The sequence below is a fragment of the Micromonospora sp. WMMD714 genome, from assembly GCF_029581315.1.
GTDB lineage: Bacteria > Actinomycetota > Actinomycetes > Mycobacteriales > Micromonosporaceae > Micromonospora > Micromonospora rifamycinica.
Genome location: NZ_CP120744.1, coordinates 313,345 through 331,006, shown reverse-complemented (window position 1 = coordinate 331,006; position 17,662 = coordinate 313,345). Strand labels below are relative to the sequence as shown.

The 17,662-nt window shown below is 72.8% G+C and carries 18 protein-coding genes; 11 read left to right on the top strand and 7 right to left on the bottom strand.

Features of this window, described 5'->3' with window-relative positions; genetic code table 11:
- Nucleotides 1-80: 80 nt before the first annotated feature.
- The 3 genes from O7625_RS01485 to O7625_RS01475 all read left to right on the top strand — a co-directional run bounded on the left by O7625_RS01485 (nt 81) and on the right by O7625_RS01475 (nt 2,106).
- The gene (locus O7625_RS01485) at nt 81-1,223 is read left to right on the top strand and encodes an LCP family protein (RefSeq protein WP_282346772.1); all 1,143 of its coding nucleotides are present in this window, start codon (nt 81-83) and stop codon (nt 1,221-1,223) included.
- Between the two features lie 136 nt (nt 1,224-1,359).
- Complete coding sequence (locus O7625_RS01480) at nt 1,360-1,638, top strand: F0F1 ATP synthase subunit epsilon (RefSeq protein WP_067312863.1); 279 nt, start codon at nt 1,360-1,362, stop codon at nt 1,636-1,638.
- 12 nt (nt 1,639-1,650) lie between these two features.
- Nucleotides 1,651-2,106, top strand: coding sequence for a DUF2550 domain-containing protein (locus O7625_RS01475; RefSeq protein ID WP_067312866.1), 456 nt, complete (start codon nt 1,651-1,653; stop codon nt 2,104-2,106).
- A 322-nt stretch (nt 2,107-2,428) separates the two neighbouring features.
- Here the strand turns inward: O7625_RS01475 and O7625_RS01470 are convergent, their stop codons facing one another.
- On the bottom strand, nt 2,429-3,001 hold the full coding sequence (locus tag O7625_RS01470) for a cob(I)yrinic acid a,c-diamide adenosyltransferase (RefSeq protein ID WP_282343732.1): 573 nt from the start codon (nt 2,999-3,001) through the stop codon (nt 2,429-2,431).
- Here O7625_RS01470 and murA point away from each other — a divergent pair.
- Both murA and O7625_RS01460 read left to right on the top strand, forming a co-directional pair.
- A complete protein-coding gene (murA, locus tag O7625_RS01465; RefSeq protein WP_282343730.1) occupies nt 3,000-4,439 on the top strand; it encodes a UDP-N-acetylglucosamine 1-carboxyvinyltransferase in 1,440 nt (479 codons plus the stop codon). The two genes, O7625_RS01470 and murA, sit on opposite strands and share 2 nt — an antisense overlap.
- Before the next feature lie 108 nt (nt 4,440-4,547).
- A complete protein-coding gene (locus O7625_RS01460) occupies nt 4,548-5,396 on the top strand; it encodes a 3-hydroxyacyl-CoA dehydrogenase family protein (RefSeq protein WP_282343728.1) in 849 nt (282 codons plus the stop codon).
- 217 nt (nt 5,397-5,613) lie between these two features.
- On the opposite strand, the gene O7625_RS01455 is transcribed toward O7625_RS01460, so the two are convergent.
- From O7625_RS01455 to O7625_RS01445, 3 genes are all read right to left on the bottom strand, one after another.
- The gene (locus tag O7625_RS01455) at nt 5,614-6,459 is read right to left on the bottom strand and encodes an ABC transporter permease (RefSeq protein ID WP_067312875.1); all 846 of its coding nucleotides are present in this window, start codon (nt 6,457-6,459) and stop codon (nt 5,614-5,616) included.
- Nucleotides 6,459-7,361: an ABC transporter ATP-binding protein gene (locus O7625_RS01450; RefSeq protein WP_282343725.1), complete on the bottom strand. Its 903-nt coding sequence runs from the start codon at nt 7,359-7,361 to the stop codon at nt 6,459-6,461. The genes O7625_RS01455 and O7625_RS01450 overlap by 1 nt, the downstream gene beginning before the upstream one ends.
- A 263-nt stretch (nt 7,362-7,624) precedes the next feature.
- Nucleotides 7,625-7,921: a DUF1540 domain-containing protein gene (locus O7625_RS01445; protein WP_067312880.1), complete on the bottom strand. Its 297-nt coding sequence runs from the start codon at nt 7,919-7,921 to the stop codon at nt 7,625-7,627.
- A gap of 540 nt (nt 7,922-8,461) precedes the next feature.
- Between O7625_RS01445 and O7625_RS01440 the strand changes: the two genes are divergently transcribed.
- Nucleotides 8,462-9,058, top strand: a complete 597-nt coding sequence (locus O7625_RS01440; RefSeq protein ID WP_282343723.1) for a hypothetical protein — start codon at nt 8,462-8,464, stop codon at nt 9,056-9,058.
- A gap of 72 nt (nt 9,059-9,130) precedes the next feature.
- On the opposite strand, the gene O7625_RS01435 is transcribed toward O7625_RS01440, so the two are convergent.
- Complete coding sequence (locus tag O7625_RS01435; protein ID WP_067315883.1) at nt 9,131-9,748, bottom strand: DUF4126 domain-containing protein; 618 nt, start codon at nt 9,746-9,748, stop codon at nt 9,131-9,133.
- A gap of 71 nt (nt 9,749-9,819) precedes the next feature.
- Here O7625_RS01435 and nucS point away from each other — a divergent pair, with 71 nt between their 5' ends.
- Complete coding sequence (gene nucS / locus O7625_RS01430) at nt 9,820-10,479, top strand: endonuclease NucS (RefSeq protein WP_282343721.1); 660 nt, start codon at nt 9,820-9,822, stop codon at nt 10,477-10,479.
- A gap of 95 nt (nt 10,480-10,574) precedes the next feature.
- On the opposite strand, the gene O7625_RS01425 is transcribed toward nucS, so the two are convergent.
- On the bottom strand, nt 10,575-12,074 hold the full coding sequence (locus O7625_RS01425; protein WP_282343719.1) for an aldehyde dehydrogenase family protein: 1,500 nt from the start codon (nt 12,072-12,074) through the stop codon (nt 10,575-10,577).
- Nucleotides 12,075-12,205: 131 nt separating this feature from the next.
- On the opposite strand from O7625_RS01425, the gene O7625_RS01420 reads away from it, so the two are divergent.
- From O7625_RS01420 to O7625_RS01405, 4 genes are all read left to right on the top strand, one after another.
- Complete coding sequence (locus O7625_RS01420) at nt 12,206-12,724, top strand: FHA domain-containing protein (RefSeq protein ID WP_282343717.1); 519 nt, start codon at nt 12,206-12,208, stop codon at nt 12,722-12,724.
- A 222-nt stretch (nt 12,725-12,946) separates the two neighbouring features.
- On the top strand, nt 12,947-14,758 hold the full coding sequence (locus O7625_RS01415) for a 3-hydroxybutyryl-CoA dehydrogenase (protein ID WP_282343715.1): 1,812 nt from the start codon (nt 12,947-12,949) through the stop codon (nt 14,756-14,758).
- A gap of 75 nt (nt 14,759-14,833) precedes the next feature.
- Nucleotides 14,834-15,160 (top strand): ATP/GTP-binding protein, encoded by a 327-nt coding sequence (locus tag O7625_RS01410; RefSeq protein ID WP_067314966.1) that lies wholly within the window; start codon nt 14,834-14,836, stop codon nt 15,158-15,160.
- Nucleotides 15,161-15,247: 87 nt separating this feature from the next.
- A complete protein-coding gene (locus O7625_RS01405; RefSeq protein WP_067314968.1) occupies nt 15,248-16,048 on the top strand; it encodes an alpha/beta hydrolase in 801 nt (266 codons plus the stop codon).
- Between the two features lie 107 nt (nt 16,049-16,155).
- Here O7625_RS01405 and O7625_RS01400 read toward each other — a convergent pair whose 3' ends face one another.
- A complete protein-coding gene (locus O7625_RS01400) occupies nt 16,156-17,262 on the bottom strand; it encodes an AI-2E family transporter (protein WP_282346771.1) in 1,107 nt (368 codons plus the stop codon).
- Nucleotides 17,263-17,662: the final 400 nt, after the last annotated feature.

The window sequence follows — 17,662 nt, the reverse complement described above, 5'->3', positions numbered from 1 at the left end:
CGGTGTACGCCCGTCTTCTGTTCGTGGGCGTGACGAATCTTCGTGACTCGTGACGAGTCCTCGTGGCGCGACGAATGGAGCTGCTCGTGGGTAAGACCGGCAAGGACGGCCGCAGGTCGTCCATCTGGTCGGGGGTGCCGCGCTGGGCCCGCGTCTGTACCGTCTTCGGGGTCGTGCTGATGCTGCTCAGCGGTGCGGTCCTGGTCGGCTACGAGACACTGCTGTCGCGCTACGAGGGCTCGGTGGGCAAGGCCGACCTCTTCGGCGACAAGGCGGCCGGGGCGCAGGAGCGCAAGAGCAACGTCAAGGGTCCGCTGAACATCCTGCTGGTGGGGATCGACCCGCGGGACGCGAAGACCCCGCCGCTGGCCGACTCGATCATGGTGTTGCACGTGCCGGCGTCGCTGGACCGGGCGTACATCTTCTCGGTTCCGCGTGACCTCTACGTCGAGATCCCCAAGTTCGACAAGGCCGGCTACCGGGGCGGCTCCGGCAAGATCAACGGCGCGATGTCGCACGGCAGCATCGTCGAGGGCAGGAACCCCAGCGCCGCGCAGGGCTTCGAGCTGCTCGCCAAGACCGTGCAGAAGGCCACCGGGATCGACCGGTTCGACGCCGGCGCGATCATCAACTTCACCGGCTTCCAGAAGATCGTCGACGCGATGGGCGGCGTCGACATGTACATCGAGCGGGAGGTCAAGTCCGAGCACCGCGAGCCGAACGGCAAGCACCGCAAGGGCAACCCGTACGGCGAGGGCTACATCGGGCCACAGGCGGTCTACAAGAAGGGCAATCAGCACCTCAGCGGCTGGCAGGCGCTGGACTACGTGCGGCAGCGCTACCCCAAGAACGGCGTCCCGGACGCCGACTACGGCCGGCAGCGCCACCAGCAGCAGTTCATCAAGGCGATGGTCAGTCAGGCGTTCAGCGCCGACGTGGTGACCAACCCGATCAAGCTGGACCGGGTGATCCGGGCCGCCGGCCAGTCACTGACCTTCAACGGCCGGGGCAGCAGCGTGGTCGACTTCGCCATCGCGCTCAAGGGCATCCGCTCGGAGAACGTCGAGCTGATCAAGCTGCCGGGGGAGGGGATCGGCACCGGCAACGGCTACCGGGGGGAGCGGCTGCTGCCCGCCGCCGACGACTTCTTCACCGCCCTCGGCAAGGAGCAGTTGGACGCCTTCCTGCTGGAGCACCCGGAGTTCCGTAACAAGGCCAGGTGATTCCCGCCCGGCGCGAACGCCACCCCCCGGTGAAGCGACACGCCGGGGGGTGGCGTATGTCTCGGTACCCGCGTTGGGGTGGTCACCACGGTCCGACTAGACTTTCGACAATCCGTCGCCGCAGCAAGGAGACAGCGTGGCACAGCAGCTTCACGTCGACCTCGTAGCCGTCGAGGAGAAGGTCTGGTCCGGCGAGGCCGAGATGGTCGTCGCCCGCACGACCGAGGGTGAGCTGGGTGTGCTGCCGGGGCACGCGCCCCTGCTCGGCCAGCTCGCCGAGCCCAGCCAGGTCCGGATCAAGCAGGCCGGCGGCCAGCAGGTCGCCTACGACATCACCGGCGGGTTCCTGTCGGTCGGCGCCGAGAGCGTGACAGTGCTCGCCGAGAGCGCCACCCCGGCCACTCCGGCCCGCTGAGCCCACCCGCCGATGGAGATCGTCGAAGGGATCGGAATCGGCATCGCGGTGATCCTGGTCGCGGTCCTGATCCTCTTCGTCCGGCGGGCACTGGTCACCCGTAGCGGTGGCATCATCCGGCTGAGCGTCCGGGTGACCACCGTCCTCGACGGTCGGGGCTGGTCACCGGGCTTCGCGCGGTTCGTCGGCGACCAGCTCCGCTGGTACCGGATGTTCAGCTTCGCCCTGCGGCCCAAGCGGGTGCTCTCCCGCAAGGAACTGGTGGTGGAGCGTCGGCGGCTCCCCGAAGGGCAGGAACGGCTCTCCATGCCGTCCGACTGGGTGATCCTCCGCTGTACCAGTCAACACGCACCGGTCGAGATCGCCATGGCGCGATCCACGGTGACCGGCTTCTCGTCCTGGCTCGAGGCCGCCCCACCCGGGGCGGCCTCGCCGCGTATGGCCTCCCAGGACTGGCCCGCCGCCTGACCCACTCCGCGCGCCGCGCGGCCTTCCCCGGCACGACTCCCGTGCGGCCTTCCCGCGCGCCGTGTGGCCTTCCTCAGCACGACTCCCGTGCGGCCTTCCCGCGCCGTGCGGCCCGAGCGATCCGCGTGCGGCTGACTCCCGTGCGCCGCGGCGTGGGCCTCCCGCCCGCCGAGCGGAACGACTTCCCTACGCCGTGCCGGCTGCGGCGTCGCTCCCGTCGCCGGCCGGATCCGGGCCGGCCCACCGCGCCGCCGCCCCCGGCGGGGCTTGGCGGCGGCCGGGCCGGGTATCCGCACGCCGGTGCGGGGCAGCCCGGCCGGGCTCAGCGCTTGCCGCCCGGCACCCATAGCACATCGCCGCCCGGGTTGGCCGTTCTTGACAGGATGAACAGCAGGTCGGAGAGGCGGTTGAGATACTTTGCCGGCAGGGAGCTGGTGCGATCCGGATCGTGGGCGAGCAGTGCCCAGGCCGTCCGTTCGGCCCGCCGGGCGATCGTCCGTGCCACGTGCAGCAGCGCCGCGCCAGCGGTGCCGCCGGGGAGGATGAAGGAGTCGAGCTTGCCCAGACGCCCGTTGAACTCGTCGCACCAGCCTTCGAGGCGTTCCACGTACTCCTCCGTGACCCGCAGCGGCGGATACGCCGGTTCCGGCTCGACGGGGGTGGCCAGGTCGGCGCCCACGTCGAACAGGTCGTTCTGGATCGACTCCAGCACGGTCCGCAGCTCGTCGTCGAGCTGTCCCAGGGCGAGCGCCACGCCGAGCGCGGCGTTGCACTCGTCGACGTCGGCGTACGCGGCGATCCGGGGATCGGTCTTCGGCACCTGCTCGTTGTTGCTCAGCCTGGTCATGCCGGCGTCGCCGGCCTTGGTGTAGATGCGCGTGAGGTGGACAGCCATGACGCACAGCCTACGGATAGCGGACCTGACGCTCCCGGCCCGGACGGTCCCGGCCGGTCGGCCGGTGGGGACGGGCCCGGGTGACGCCGGTGACCCGGCGGTCGACGACGTCGACGTCATCCGGGTCGGTGGGAACGCCCGGCTGGCCGGCACGGTGCACGTCGTCGGGGCGAAGAACTCGGCGTTGAAACTGATGGCGGCGGCGTTGCTGGCACCGGGGCGGACGGTGATCACGAACGTGCCGCGGATCACCGACATCGCCATCATGGGCGAGGTGCTGCGCCGGCTCGGCTGCGCGGTGCGCTTCGAGGCGGACGACCCGGTGGACCCGATGGTCGGGTACGGCGGTCAGGCCCGGTCCCGCTCGGTCGTCATCGACGTGCCCGAGCAGCCCGGCGCGGACGCCGACTACGACCTGGTCCGCCGGCTGCGGGCGTCGATCTGCGTGCTCGGCCCGCTGCTGGCCCGCCGGGGGTACGTGCGGGTGGCCCACCCGGGCGGCGACGCGATCGGCTCCCGGGGGCTGGACATGCACGTCGCCGGGCTGGCCCGGATGGGCGCGGACGTCTCCGGTGAGCACGGCTTCGTCATCGCCGCCGCTCCGGACGGTCTGCGGGGCGCCGACATCGTGCTGGACTTCCCGAGTGTGGGCGCGACCGAGAACCTGGTCATGGCGGCGGTGCTGGCCCGGGGCGTGACGACGATCGACAACGCGGCCCGGGAGCCGGAGATCGTCGACCTGTGCACCATGCTCAACCGGATGGGCGCCCGGATCTCCGGCGGCGGCAGCTCCACCCTGCGCATCGTCGGGGTGCCCGCCCTGCGGCCGGTGCGGCACGCCACGGTGGGGGACCGGATCGTGGCCGGCACCTGGGCGTTCGCCGCGGCGATGACCCGGGGGGACGTGACGGTCACCGGGATCGATCCGGCCTACCTGGAGGTCGCGCTGGACAAGCTGGTGTCGGCCGGCGCGCTGGTGGAGACCCGGAGCGACGCCTTCCGGATCCGCGCCGACGACCGGCCCGCCGCCGTCGACGTGGTGACCCTGCCGTACCCGGGGTTCGCCACCGACCTGCTGCCGATGGCGATCGGCCTGGCGGCGGTCAGCGACGGGGCCTCGCTGATCACCGAGAACATCTTCGACGGCCGGTTCATGTTCGCCAACGAGATGATGCGTCTCGGCGCGGACATCAAGACCGACGGCCACCACGCCGTGGTCCGGGGCCGGGACCGTCTCTCCGGCGCACCGGTGCGGGCCACCGACATCCGGGCCGGTGCCGGGCTGATCATCGCGGGGCTCTGCGCCGACGGGGTCACCGAGGTCTCCCACGTGCACCACGTGGACCGGGGCTACCCGGATTTCGTGGCCGATCTGCGGGCGCTCGGCGTGGAGGTGGAGCGCGGCACCGCCCCGGAAGCGCCCGAGCTGACCATCTGATCCGCCCGCCATCTCCCGTCCCCGGCCCGACCGTCAGGGGCTTAGCGTTCGTTCAGGCTCGCCGACTAGGGTGCTGGCAGACACTCAATCGCAGCGAGGGAGAAGCAGATGGCGGGTCGACTCGCGGTCGTCGGGGCCGGGCTGATGGGTTCCGGTATCGCCCAGGTGGCGGCGCAGGCGGGCTGGCAGGTGACCCTGCGGGACGTCGACGACGCGGCCACCGCCCGGGGCCTGGCCGGCATCCGGACGTCGCTGGCGAGGTTCGCCGAGAAGGGGAAGATCGACCCGTCCGACGTCGAGGCGACGCTCGGCCGGATCACCCCGACCACCGAGCTGGAGGCGGTGGCCGACGCGGACGTGGTGGTCGAGGCGGTCTTCGAGAAGATCGAGATCAAGCACGAGGTGTTCCGCGCGCTGGACAAGATCTGCCGCCCCGACGCGGTGCTGGCGACCAACACGTCGGCCATCCCGGTGACCCAGATCGCCGCGGTGACCGAGCGGCCGGAGGCGGTCGTCGGCACGCACTTCTTCTCCCCGGTGCCGATGATGAAGCTCTGCGAGCTGGTCCGTGGCCACAAGACGAGCGACGCGACCATCGCCACCGCGAAGGCGTTCGCGGAGGAGATCGGCAAGACGGTCGTGGTGGTCAACCGGGACCTCGCCGGCTTCGTCACCACCCGGCTGATCTGCGCGCTGGCCATGGAGGCGGTGCGGCTGGTCGAGTCCGGGGTGATGTCGGCCGAGGACCTGGACACCGCCTGTCGGCTCGGCTTCGGTCACGCGATGGGTCCGCTGGCCACGGTCGACCTGACCGGCGTGGACGTGCTGCTGAACGCGACGAGGAACATCTACACCGACACCGCCGACGAGAAGTTCTTCCCCCCGGAGCTGCTCCAGCGGATGGCCACTGCCGGGGACCTGGGCCGCAAGACCGGCCAGGGCTTCTACTCCTACTGAGCCTGCCCCGGCGGGCCGGTGCGCCGTGTCGCCGATCTGAGCCTGCCCCGACGGGCCGATCCGCCGTGTCGCCGATGTTGCGGTATCCCCACCAGCGGATACCGCAACATCGGCACACCTGGGCCGGCCACGGCCGGCCCGGCGTGAACCTGGACCGGCCACGGCCCGGCCGGCGCCCCGGGCCTGCCCCGGCCCGGCGTGTTGCGGGGCGGCGGGGTCAGCCGTCGCGCTTGGTGGTCCAGCGGAAGGTGGTCAGGCAGAGGACCAGGCCGATCACGCACCACAGGGCGAGGACCAGGGCGACCCGGCCCAGCTCGAAGGAGCCGCCGGGCTCCTGGGCGCCGAAGCTCTCCGGCAGGAACACCGCGCGCAGGCCCTGGCACATCCACTTGAGCGGGAAGAGCGCCGCCACCTGCTGCATCCAGCTGGGCAGGTCGGTGAAGACGAAGAACACCCCGGAGATGAACTGGAGCACCAGGGAGACCGGGGTGACCACGGCGGACCCGCTGCGGGCGGTGCGGGCCAGCGACGAGATGGCGATCCCGCACAGGGTGCAGGCGGTCACCCCGAGCACGGCCACCCAGCCGAAGGTGAACCACTTCCCGGCGGTGGCCGGCAGGTCGAGGTCGAACAGCGCCACGGCGACCGCCAGCAGCAGGGCGGTCTCGGCGATGCCGATGGCCACCACCATGATCACTTTGCCGGCGAACCAGACCCACTTCGGCATCGGGGTGCCCCGGTAGCGCTTGAGCACGCCCCGGTCCCGCTCGATCGGGATCCAGATGCCCAGGTTCTGGAAGCTCACCGTCATCAGGCCGGTGGCGATCATGCCGGTGATGAAGTACTGGGTGAACTTCACCCCGCCGCCGATCGTCCCGTCGAAGATCGACGCGAAGATCAGGATCATGATGATCGGGAAGCCCATCGTGAAGACGACGGACTCCCGGCTGCGCAGGAACTGGGTGATCTCCAGCCGGCCCTGGCGCAGGGCGAGCGCCCCCGGCCCGATCCGTCGGCTGCCGGTGGCGGCGACCGGGTCGCCCGGCCTCGTGGTGGTCGTCATCAGTGTCCGATCATGCTGAGGTAGACGTCTTCCAGGGTCGGCCGGGTCACCGTCAGGCCGGGCACCTCGCCACCGAAGCGCGCGGCCAGCTCCGCCACCAGCGCCGTCGGCGTCGCGCTCTGCGCCGACTCCGGCGTCCCGTCCGGGGTACGCCAGGAGACCGTCGCCAGGGCGTCCTGCCGGTTGCCGAGCCGGTCGGGTGGGGCCACCTCGATCACCCGGCCGGCGGCGATCACCCCCACCCGGTCGGCGAGCGACTCGGCCTCGTCCAGGTAGTGGGTGGTGAGCACGATGGTGGTGCCGGCGGCGGCGAGGTCCCGGATCAGCTCCCAGAAATCGCGTCGGGCCTCCGGGTCGAAGCCGGTGGTGGGCTCGTCGAGGAAGAGCAGCTCGGGGCGGCCGATGATGCCCAGCGCCACGTCGAGCCGGCGCTTCTGCCCGCCGGAGAGGGTGTGTGTGCGGGCGTTGGCCTTGGCCCCCAGCCCGACCCGCTCGACGACCCTGGCCGGGTCGTCCGCGCCCGGGTAGAAGCCGGAGAAGTGCCGCACCACCTCGGCCACTGTCAGCTCGTCGAACTCCCCGGTGCCCTGGAGCACGATGCCGACCCGGGAACGCCAGTCGGCCGTCCGGTGCCGGGCGGTGCCGGGGGAGCGGGCCGGCGAGCCCCGCCGTCGTGAGCCGAGGGCGAGCCCGGGGTCGACGCCGAGCACGCTCACCTCGCCGGCGTCGCGCTGGCGGTAGCCCTCCAGGATCTCCACCGTGGTGGTCTTGCCCGCGCCGTTCGGGCCGAGTAGGGCGAACACCTCGCCCCGGCGGACGTCGAGGTCCACCCCCGCCACCGCGACGTTGTCGCCGTACGCCTTGCGCAGTCCCCGTACGGAGATCGCGAGCTCGTCATCCATGACGTCCAGTGTGCGACCAGGCCGGCCGGCGCGGCGGCCGGGGGTGCGCCGGTGCGGCCGGCACGGGTCGGGACGCTCCGGTCGCCCCGGCCCGGCCCGGGTGCGTCGGGTCGTGGCGGGCCACCTCACCCGGCTCCGCACCGGCCCGATCCCCACCGCGTGACCCACCTGCACGACTTCTACCGGGAGTCACCGGTGGGCGGCCGGGGTGCCGTACCGCCCGTCGTGGTGGGGCGGGCCGGGGCGGGGTCGGGAGCGGCCGGTCAGCGGCTCTGGTAGGTCATGCAGTCGGCCAGGTCGTTGTCGGGGCCGACGGTGATCGCCGGGGCGCGGCACTCCAGCTCGGCGTTGTGCCGGCAGTCGGCGCGGCTGCACGCGCCGACCTGGGCGATCAGCCGGTCGAGGCCACCGCGCACGGGCAGCTCCACGAAGGTGTGGCAGTGGGCGTGGTCGGTGCTGCCGATGGTGATGGCGAACGCGTGACAGTCGTTGGTGTGGTTGTAGGCGCAGGACGAGGCCGCGCACTCCTGGACCCGGGGCATTTCCATCGCTGCGGTCATGACACTCTCCCTGTAGACGGATTCGCCCCCATAGTTAGGTATGTGATGAGTGGCCGCGCGGGTTTCCGCCGCCGGTCACCCCGTCGTGGTGCCGCCCGCCAGGGGGAAGCGGCGGGCATCCCGGGTCGTGCGGAATGTCCGGTTCGTTCGGCGGGGTGCCCGGTGCGCAGGGTGTCCGGGCCGGGCCGGGCGGGGTCGTGCGTCCGTGGGCCGATCCGGGCGGTCCGCGTGCCGTGTCCCGTGACCGGCGGCACGCCGACGGCGGAATCCCGGCCGACCCCCGGTCGTTACACCCTCTGTACGACCGCAGCAGGACCCCCGCCCGGCCAGCCCGGGACGCGGGCAGCGCCCCGGAATGACCCGGCGCCCCCGGTCGTTACACCTGGCTCCGGCGCAGGTGGCAGGACCCGCCGGAGACCGCAGAGACCCCCCTCATGAGCGCCTCGTCGTGGTGCTTACGCCCCCACCGCCGGCCACGGCCGGTGGCCCGGTCCCCCCGACCGGCCGGGTGGCGTCGACCCCCTCGAAGGAGCATCCCCCATGAAGACCACCATGCTGCGTAAGAGCGTCCTCGGTATCGCCGGTCTGGCCGTCGCCGGCGGCCTCGCCGCCGGCCCGCTGAACCACGGCACCGTCGAGTCGGGCACCACCGACCGCCCGGTGGCCGTGGTGCAGGCCGACAGGCCGGCCGTGGACAAGGACAAGCTGATCCCGCACGGTGTGCAGGGCGAGCAGTCCCGCATCGACCTCGACGACGAGCAGACCGCCAACGTCAAGGCCATCATCGCCGCCACCAAGAAGACCGGCATGGACGAACGCGCCGCCGTCGTCTCCATCGCCACCGCCCTGCAGGAGTCGAAGCTGGAGAACCTCGGCCACCTCGGCGACCGCAACGACCACGACTCCCAGGGCCTGTTCCAGCAGCGCCCGTCCTCCGGCTGGGGCACCGTCGAGCAGATCACCGACCCCGAGTACGCCACCACCGCGTTCCTCAAGGGCCTCAAGCAGGTCGACGGCTGGCAGGACATGCCCCTGACCAAGGCCGCCCAGACCGTCCAGGTCTCCGCCTACCCCGACCACTACGCCCAGTGGGAACAGCAGGCCGCCGACCTCGTCACCGACCACTGGAACAGCTGACCGCACACGACCACCCGCACGACACGACGGCCGGTACCCCCACCCGGGGTGCCGGCCGTCGGTGGCTGCGGGTCAGACCCGGTAGCCGGCGGCGCGGGCCGCCTCGCGTTCCCGGCGGCGGCCCCGCCGCCGACGCAGGAACCAGACCACGAACGCCGCCATGCCCAGCAGGAACGCCAGTACCAGCACCGGCAGGATGATCGCCACCAGGGACATCAGCACGCTGGTCGCGTCCTCGGCGGTGCTGGCCACCGGTGCGCCGAAGCCTGCCGTGGTCGCGTTGACCACCGGCCGGGCCGCCGCCTTGAACAGGTGCACCCCGAGCGCGATGGCCACCCCGGCGACCACCGGTGCCCACTGGTGGGAGGTGAAGAACCCGCCCGGGTCGCTCACCGTCACCGTCTCCGAGCCCGAGCCGGCACCGAAGGCGAGGCCGCCGGCGGTGGGTCGGACCACCGTCTGCACGACGTCGTTGACGTGGTCGACCACGGGCACCTTGTCGGCGACCACCTCGACCGCGAGCAGCGCCGCCAGGATCGCCAGCACCCACCCGTTGCCCAGCCACTGCCAGCCGCTGGGCAGGTCGATCAGGCTGGTGTAGCGGGCGAGCAGACCCATGGTGAGCAGGGGAATGTAGGCGTTGAGGCCCGCCGAGGCGGCGAGACCGGTACCGGTGAGGACTTCGAGCACCATCTCAGCATCGCACCGGCACGCCAGTGCCGCGCGACGGTGACCGGCCGGTCCTCGGCTACCCTCGTCGGGTGCGTCTGGTGATTGCGAAGTGCTCGGTGGACTATGTCGGACGGCTCTCGGCACACCTGCCGCTGGCCACCCGCCTGCTCATGGTGAAGGCGGACGGGTCGGTGTCGATCCACGCCGACGACCGGGCGTACAAGCCGTTGAACTGGATGAGCCCGCCCTGTCGGCTGGAGGAGGCACCCGGCGTCTGGCGGGTGGTCAACAAGGCCGGCGAGGAGCTGCGGATCAACCTGGAGGAGATCTTCCAGGACACCTCGTACGAGCTGGGGGTGGACCCGGGGCTGCGTAAGGACGGCGTCGAGGCGCACCTGCAGGAGCTGCTGGCCGCCAACCCGGAGACCCTCGGCGAGGGCTTCACCCTGGTCCGGCGCGAGTACATGACCGCGATCGGCCCGGTTGACCTGCTCTGCCGGGACGCCAACTCCGGTGCGGTCGCCGTCGAGGTCAAGCGGCGCGGTGAGATCGACGGGGTGGAGCAGCTCACCCGCTACCTCGAACTGATGAACCGGGATCCGCTGCTCGCCCCGGTGACCGGTGTCTTCGCCGCCCAGGAGATCAAGCCGCAGGCCCGGGTCCTCGCCACCGACCGGGGCATCCGCTGTGTGGTCGTCGACTACGACCGGCTGCGCGGCATCGTCCGCGACGAGCTGACCCTCTTCTGACCGGCCCGGCCCTGATCGATCCCCGACGCTGACCGGCCGGCCCGGCAGCCGGGCGGGTGGCCCGGGGTGTCACCCGCCCGGGGCCCCGGGTCGGGTCAGCGTCGGCCGTAGAGCGCCTTGGTGACCTTGACGAGGCGGGCCACGTCGGTCGGGGTCCGCTCGAAGGTCATCGACGGCAGCAGCGACCGGGCCCGCCGCCTGGTGATCGACTTGGCCCGGCCGAACTCGCGCAACCCGTCCTCGCCGTGGATCCGGCCGAAGCCCGAGTCGCCCACCCCGCCGAACGGCAGCGTGGACATCCCGGCGAAGGTGAGCGCCGAGTTGATCGACGCCATCCCCGAGCGCAGCCGTCGGGCGATCGACACCGCGTCGCGCCGGCCGAACACCGAACCCCCCAGGCCGTACGGCAGGGCGTTGGCCCGGCGGACGGCCTCGTCGGCGTCGGCGACCCGGCTGATGGTCACGGTGGGGCCGAAGGTCTCCTCGCGGACGGCCGAGGCGGACTCGGGGACGTCCACCAGCACCGTCGGGTGCACGTACGGCGGCTGCACGGCGCCGGGACCGCCCACCACCGCCCGCCCGCCGGCGGCGATGGCCTCGTCGATGTGCCGGCGGATCACGTCGAGCTGGCTCGGCATGGTGATCGGGCCGAGGTCGGCCCCGTCCGCGCCGACGGTCAGCCGTTCGGCGCGGGCGACCACCTTGCCGACGAACTCGTCGTAGACCGGTGCCACCGCATAGACCCGTTCGATACCGATGCAGGTCTGGCCGGCGTTGGTCAGCGCGCCCCAGACGCAGGCCTCGGCGGCGGCGTCCAGGTCGGCGTCGGCGGCCACGATCATCGCGTCCTTGCCGCCGGCCTCCAGCAGCACCGGGGTCAACGACTCGGCGCAGGCCGCCATCACCCGGCGGGCGGTCGCGGTGGAACCGGTGAACGCCACCTTGTCCACCCCCGAGCGGCACAGTGCCGCGCCGACGTCGCCGAGGCCGTGCACCGCGGTGAAGACCGGTTGCTCCGGCACCACCTCGGCGAACGTGTCGACCAGCCACTGGCCGACGACCGGGGTGTACTCGCTGGGCTTGAGGACGACCGCGTTGCCGGCGGCCAGCGCGTACGCGGCGGAGCCGACCGGGGTGAAGACCGGGTAGTTCCACGGGCCGATCACCCCGACCACGCCGTGCGGCTGGTATTCGAGGTGGCCGGAGAACTCGGCGAGGATCACCCGGGACCGGACCCGGCGGGGGCCCAGCACCCGGCGGGCGTTGCGGGCCGCCCAGTCGATGTGCTCGACGGCGGTGAGGACCTCGACGACCGCGTCGCCGACCGGCTTGCCGCCCTCGACGTGGACCAGTTCGGCCAGTTCCTCGATCCGCTGGGCGAGCAGTGCCCGCCAGCGCAGCAGCCGCGTACGGCGGCCGTCGAAGCCGAGCCCGGCCCACCACTGCCCGGCCGTCCGGGCGGCGGTGACCGCGGCGGCCACCTGTCCGGCGGTGGCGACCGGTAGGCTTCCGGCTTCGCGGCCGGTGGCGGGACTGGTCGACACCAGTCGACCCTCGGCGATGACCGGGACACCCGGGACCTGCACAGCCGTCATGGCGGAAGTCTAGACCCGGAGGCTACCGGCCGGTAGTTGTGAGCAGTCCTCGTCTATGGCTCGCCGACCGCCTGTTCGGTGGACGGCAGGTGTCCGCCAGGGGTCGCGGAGATGACCGGGCGGGTGGTGAGGTGGTCACGCGGAGCTGGCAGGCTGACGGCGGGCGACTCTGGGAGAGCGGACTGTTCATGCAGGATCATCCGGAACTGATGCCGCTGTTGACGGTGGCCGGTGGGCCGATGCGGGGGGCGAGTTTCCGCGTCCGGCCCCAGCCACAGGTGATCGGCCGGGCTCCGATCGCCGACATCGCGGTCGCCGACGCGCACCTGAGCCGGCGGCACGCCGAGGTGCGGCTGACCGACGCCGGGGTGGTCCTGACCGACCTGGCGTCGACCAACGGCACCTGGCTGAACGACCGGCGGATCACCGGATCCGAGCCGCTCACCGACGGCGACGTGATCCGGCTGGGCCGTACCGAGCTGCGCTACTTCGACCCCGGACTGGCCACCACCGACCCGGTCGGCCTGCGTTTCAGCGGGGGCACCGGAGGGCGTCGGGACCACCGGCCGACGCTGCCGTTGCCGCCGCGCGTCCCCGGCCCGACCGATGCCCTGCCGGCCGCCCCGGTCGGCGGCGGCACGCAGGCCTGACCGCGCCGGTACCGGGTACGGCCGTACCGCCCACCCGCGCCGTGCTCCGGCCGAGTTCGTCGCCGAACTCCTGGCCCCGGCCGAGCCGGTCACCGTGCCCTCACCGAGGGCCGGTGTGGCGTCGCGTGGCAGAATCCGGCGGACAACCTTAGCGTTCGTTAACGTTGGCGACGGACCGTTCGTCGCCGTCGGCGACGGCGGAGTCAACCAGGGAGGCCGGTCGTGGCGCGGGAGTTCACCAGGGTGGGCGTGGTGGGTCTGGGCACCATGGGTGCCGGCATCGTCGAGGTGTTCGCCCGCAACGGCGTCGACGTCGTCGCCGTGGAGATCTCCGAGGCGGCCCTGGCACGTGGCCGGGCCACCCTCGCCCGGTCGACCGACCGGGCGGTGGCGAGGGGCAGGCTGGCCGAGGCCGACCGGGACGCCCTGCACGCCCGGGTCGACTTCCAGGTCGGGCTGGACGCGCTGCACGCGGTCGACCTGGTGGTCGAGGCGGTCCCCGAGCAGCTCGACCTCAAGCGGCGGATCTTCGCCGAGCTGGACCGGGTCTGCCGGCCCGACACCATCCTCGCCACCAACACCTCGTCGCTGAGCGTCACCGACATCGCGGTCGCCACGAACCGGCCCCGGCAGGTCGTCGGCCTGCACTTCTTCAACCCGGCACCGGTGATGAAGCTGGTCGAGGTGGTCCGCACGGTGATCACCGCCGACGAGGTGGTCGACGACGTCGAGGCGCTCTGCGTCCGGCTCGGCAAGGTCGCCGTCACCATCGGCGACCGGGCCGGCTTCATCGCCAACGCCCTGCTGTTCGGCTACCTCAACCACGCGGTGAGCCTGTTCGAGGCCCGGTACGTCACCCGGGAGGACCTCGACGCGGCGATGCGGCTCGGCTGCCGGCTGCCGATGGGTCCGCTCGCCCTGCTGGACCTGATCGGGCTGGACACCGCGTACGAGATCCTGAACACCATGTACCGGCGCGGCGGGCGGGACCGCCGGCACGCCCCGGCGCCGCTGCTGCGGCAGCTGGTCACCGCGGGGCTGCTCGGCCGCAAGTCCGGACGCGGCTTCTACACCTACGACAGGCCCGGCTCGTCGACGGTCGTACCCGACGAGTGGACCCCGGCCGCGACCCCCGCCGGTGCCGACGGCGCGCGGGAGGTCACCCGGGTCGGCGTCGTCGGCGCAGGGGCACTGGCGGCCGGCCTCGTCGGTCTCTTCGCCCGGTCCGGCTACCAGGTGGTCTCGGTGCCCGGCGGTGCGGAGGAGCCCGCCGGGACCGGCGCAGGGGAGTCCGCCGGGATCGGCGGGGCGGTCCGGGGTTCGCTCGACGAGGAGGTGGGGCGGGGCGGCCTCGACGGGGCCGACCGGGACGCCGCCCTGGCCCGGATCACCTGGTCGGCGACCCTGGAGCAGCTCGCCGACGTCGACCTGGTGGTCGAGGCGGTCGCCGGGGGGCCGGGCGTCGAGCAGACGCTGTTCGCCAGCCTCGACGAGATCTGCAAGCCGGGCGTGTTGCTCGCCACCACCGGCTCGTCGCTGCCGGTGATCGAGGTGGCGATGGCCACCGGGCGCCCCTCCGACGTGCTCGGCCTGCACTTCGTCGACCCGGCGGCGGCGGTGCCGCTGGTCGAGGTGGTCCGCACGGTCCGTACCTCGGCGGAGGCCACCGCCACCGCCCGCGCGGTCTGCGCCGCGCTCGGCCAGACCGCTGTGGTCTGCGGCGACCGGGCCGGCTTCGTGGTCGACGCGCTGCTCTACCCGTACCTCAACGACGCGGTGCGGATGCTGGAGGCCGGCTACGCCACCGCCGACGGCATCGACCACGCGATGACCCTCGGCTGCGGCTACCCGACGGGTCCGTTCGCGCTGCTCGACACGATCGGCCTGGACGTGGCGCTGGCCGCGCAGCGGGCGCTCTACCGGGAGTCGCGCGAGCCGGGCCTCGCCCCCGCCCCGCTGCTGGAGCACCTGGTCACCGCCGGCTACCTGGGCCGGGGGACCGGCCGGGGCTTCCGCGACCACACCCGGCGCTGATCCGGATCCCGGCGGCGGTGCCGGCCGACGACCTCACCCGGCCGGCGACCTGGAGGTGACCGTAACCTTGGCAAGGTGAGCCCCCGTCGCAACCGTCCCCGCCGCGAGGACCCCACCCAGCTGGACGCCGACCGGGCCCGGCAGGGCGTGGAATCGGTGCAGCAGTGGCGCGACGGCGAGTGGCAGGTCCGCGGGATCAGCGGCGGGGCCTCGGTCAAGACGTACCGCTGCCCCGGTTGCGACCAGGAGATCCGCCCCGGGGTGGCGCACCTGGTGGCCTGGCCGGCCGACGGCGCGGGTGACCTGACCGACCGCCGGCACTGGCACCGTGGCTGCTGGCGGGCCCGGGACCGCCGGGGGCCGAACCTGCTGCGCGGCCGGGGCGCTCCCCGGTACGGGTGACCCGGTTTGCGGCCGGACGGGCGACCTAGATCACGTCGTTTCCTACCCGGGCGAGCGACCGGCGCGACTTCACGTCAGACTTGGGTGGTGAGCACACCGATCCGCGCGTCGTCGATTCTGCCCGGCCACCGGGAGGACATCGAGCTGCACACCGCCGACGGCCTGCGGCTCGTCGGTGAGCTGTCCCGCCCGGTCGACCGGCCGCCGGTGGGCACCCTGGTCTGCCTGCACCCGCTGCCCACCCACGGCGGGATGATGGACAGCCACATCTTCCGCAAGGCGGCCTGGCGGTTGCCCGCCCTGGCCGACCTGGCGGTGCTCCGGTTCAACACCCGGGGCACCAGCAGCGTCCGGGGCACCAGCGAGGGAGCCTTCGACAACGCGGTGGGCGAGCGCTTCGACGTGGCCGCCGCGATCGAGTACGCCGAGTTCCACGAGCTGCCCAACATCTGGCTGGTCGGCTGGTCGTTCGGCACCGACCTGGCCGTCAGGTACGGCTGTGACCCGGCGGTGGCCGGGGCGATCCTGCTCTCGCCGCCCCTGCGTTTCTCGAAGCCCGAGGACCTGGCCGTCTGGGCGGAGTCGGGTCGGCCGCTGGTCGCGCTGGTGCCCGAGTTCGACGACTACCTGCGCCCCGACGAGGCCCGGGAACGCTTCGCGGTGGTGCCGCAGGCCGAGGTGGTCGGCGTGCCGAAGGCCAAGCACCTCTGGGTGGGCGACGCCGAGCGGGTGCTCGACGAGATCGTCCGGCGGGTGAACCCGGCGCTGCCGCTGCCTCTGCCGACCAGCTGGGACGGCCCGGTCGAGACCGGCAACGTCAGCGCGTACGCCGACCGTACGGTGGCCGCCTTCGCCGACACCCCGGTGCCGGGCCCCGCCACCGACTGAGCGAGCCCGCCGTCGCCCCGATGGGGCGTGAGCCGTCGTGGCCCCGGTGCGGCGTGAGTCGTCGTCGCCCCGACGGGGCGCGAGTCGTCGCGGCCCCCGGTGGGGCCTCAGCGGCGTTCCTGGCGGGGGAGCACCACCTCGCGCAGGATCAGCTGGAGGGCGGCGACCACCGGGATGGCGATCAGCGCGCCGACCACCCCCATCAGGGCCACCCCGAGTAGCGCGGCGAGTAGCGCGGCCACCTCGTTGACCTGCACCGAGCGCCGCATGATCTTGGGGTAGATGAGGTAGTTCTCCACCTGCTGGTAGAGCACGAAGAAGACCGCGCAGGCGATACCGATCGGCAGCCCGGTGGCGAACCCGACCAGACTGACGATCACCGCGCCGAGGGTGGCCCCGATCTGCGGGATCAGGTCGGTCACCGCCACCACCACGGCCAGCGCGAACGGGTAGGGCAGCTCGACCACCAGCGCGAAGACGAAGGTGCTCGCACCGGCCAGGACCGCGATGCTCAGCGCCCCCACCATGTACGCGCCGACCTTGGCCAGGATCTCGTCGCCGATCAGGCTGACCCGCTGCCGGCGTGACCTCGGCACCAGGGCGTAGCCGAGGTCACGCAGCCGGTCGAAGTAGGCCAGGAAGTAGATCGTCAGCACCAGCACGGTGAGCACCCGGAAGATGGTCCCGAAGATCAACTGTGCGCCGCCGAGGACCCCGCCGAGCGCCCGGCCGACGGTGTCCGCGTTCGCCAGCTCCTGCACCCGCTGCATCACGTCGTACCGCACCACGAGGTCGTTGACGGTGCGGTTGCGGCGCAGCTCCTCGACGTAGCTGGGCAACTGGTCGATGAACTGCCCGGTCTGCGTCAACACCGGCGGCACCAGCGCCACCAACCCGGCGACGATCAGCAGGATCAGGGTCAGCACCACCACCGTCACGGCCAGGCCGTGCGGCAGCCCCCAGCGCCGCAACCGGACCACGGCCGGGTTGAGCCCCACCGCCAGGAAGAGCGCGATCACCACCAGGACCAGAATCCCGCCGGCGTTGCGGATCCCCAGGAACACGGTGTACGCCAGCAGCACGCCGAGCGCGCCGGTGAAGCCGACCAGGAAACTGCTGCGGCGCAACGGTCGACCGGGCCGACCGAACCGCCCCGAGCCGAGGGCGGTCGATTCGGCGGACCGGTGGTCCTCCCGGTCGCCGCCCACCGCCACATCGCCCGGCCCGGCCTCCGCCGTGCGGGTGACGCCGCCCCCGTGCCCGGTCGGGGTGTCGCCCGCCAGCCCGGCCGGGGTGTCGCCGTGCCCGGTCGGAGTGTCGCTCATCGGTCCCGTCATGGTGCCCCCCTGCCGGGTCGGGGTGTGGCCGCCTTGCTCGGTCGGGGTGTCGCCCGCCGGCCCGGTCGGGGTTCCGCCGTCCGGCCGGGTCGGTGTGGTCGACCGGCCGGGTCGGCCCGACGCCGGCTCCGGGCCGGGCCGGGGCGCCGGCAGGCCCCGGGAGGCGTCGTCCCGGGTCACGTCGTCGCGCGCCGGGTCCTGCTGTGCCACCGAGCCTCCCTGCCGTACCCGGACCGCCGCCGCGCTCCGGTCCCGCTCCGGTGCCGCGCACCGGGGC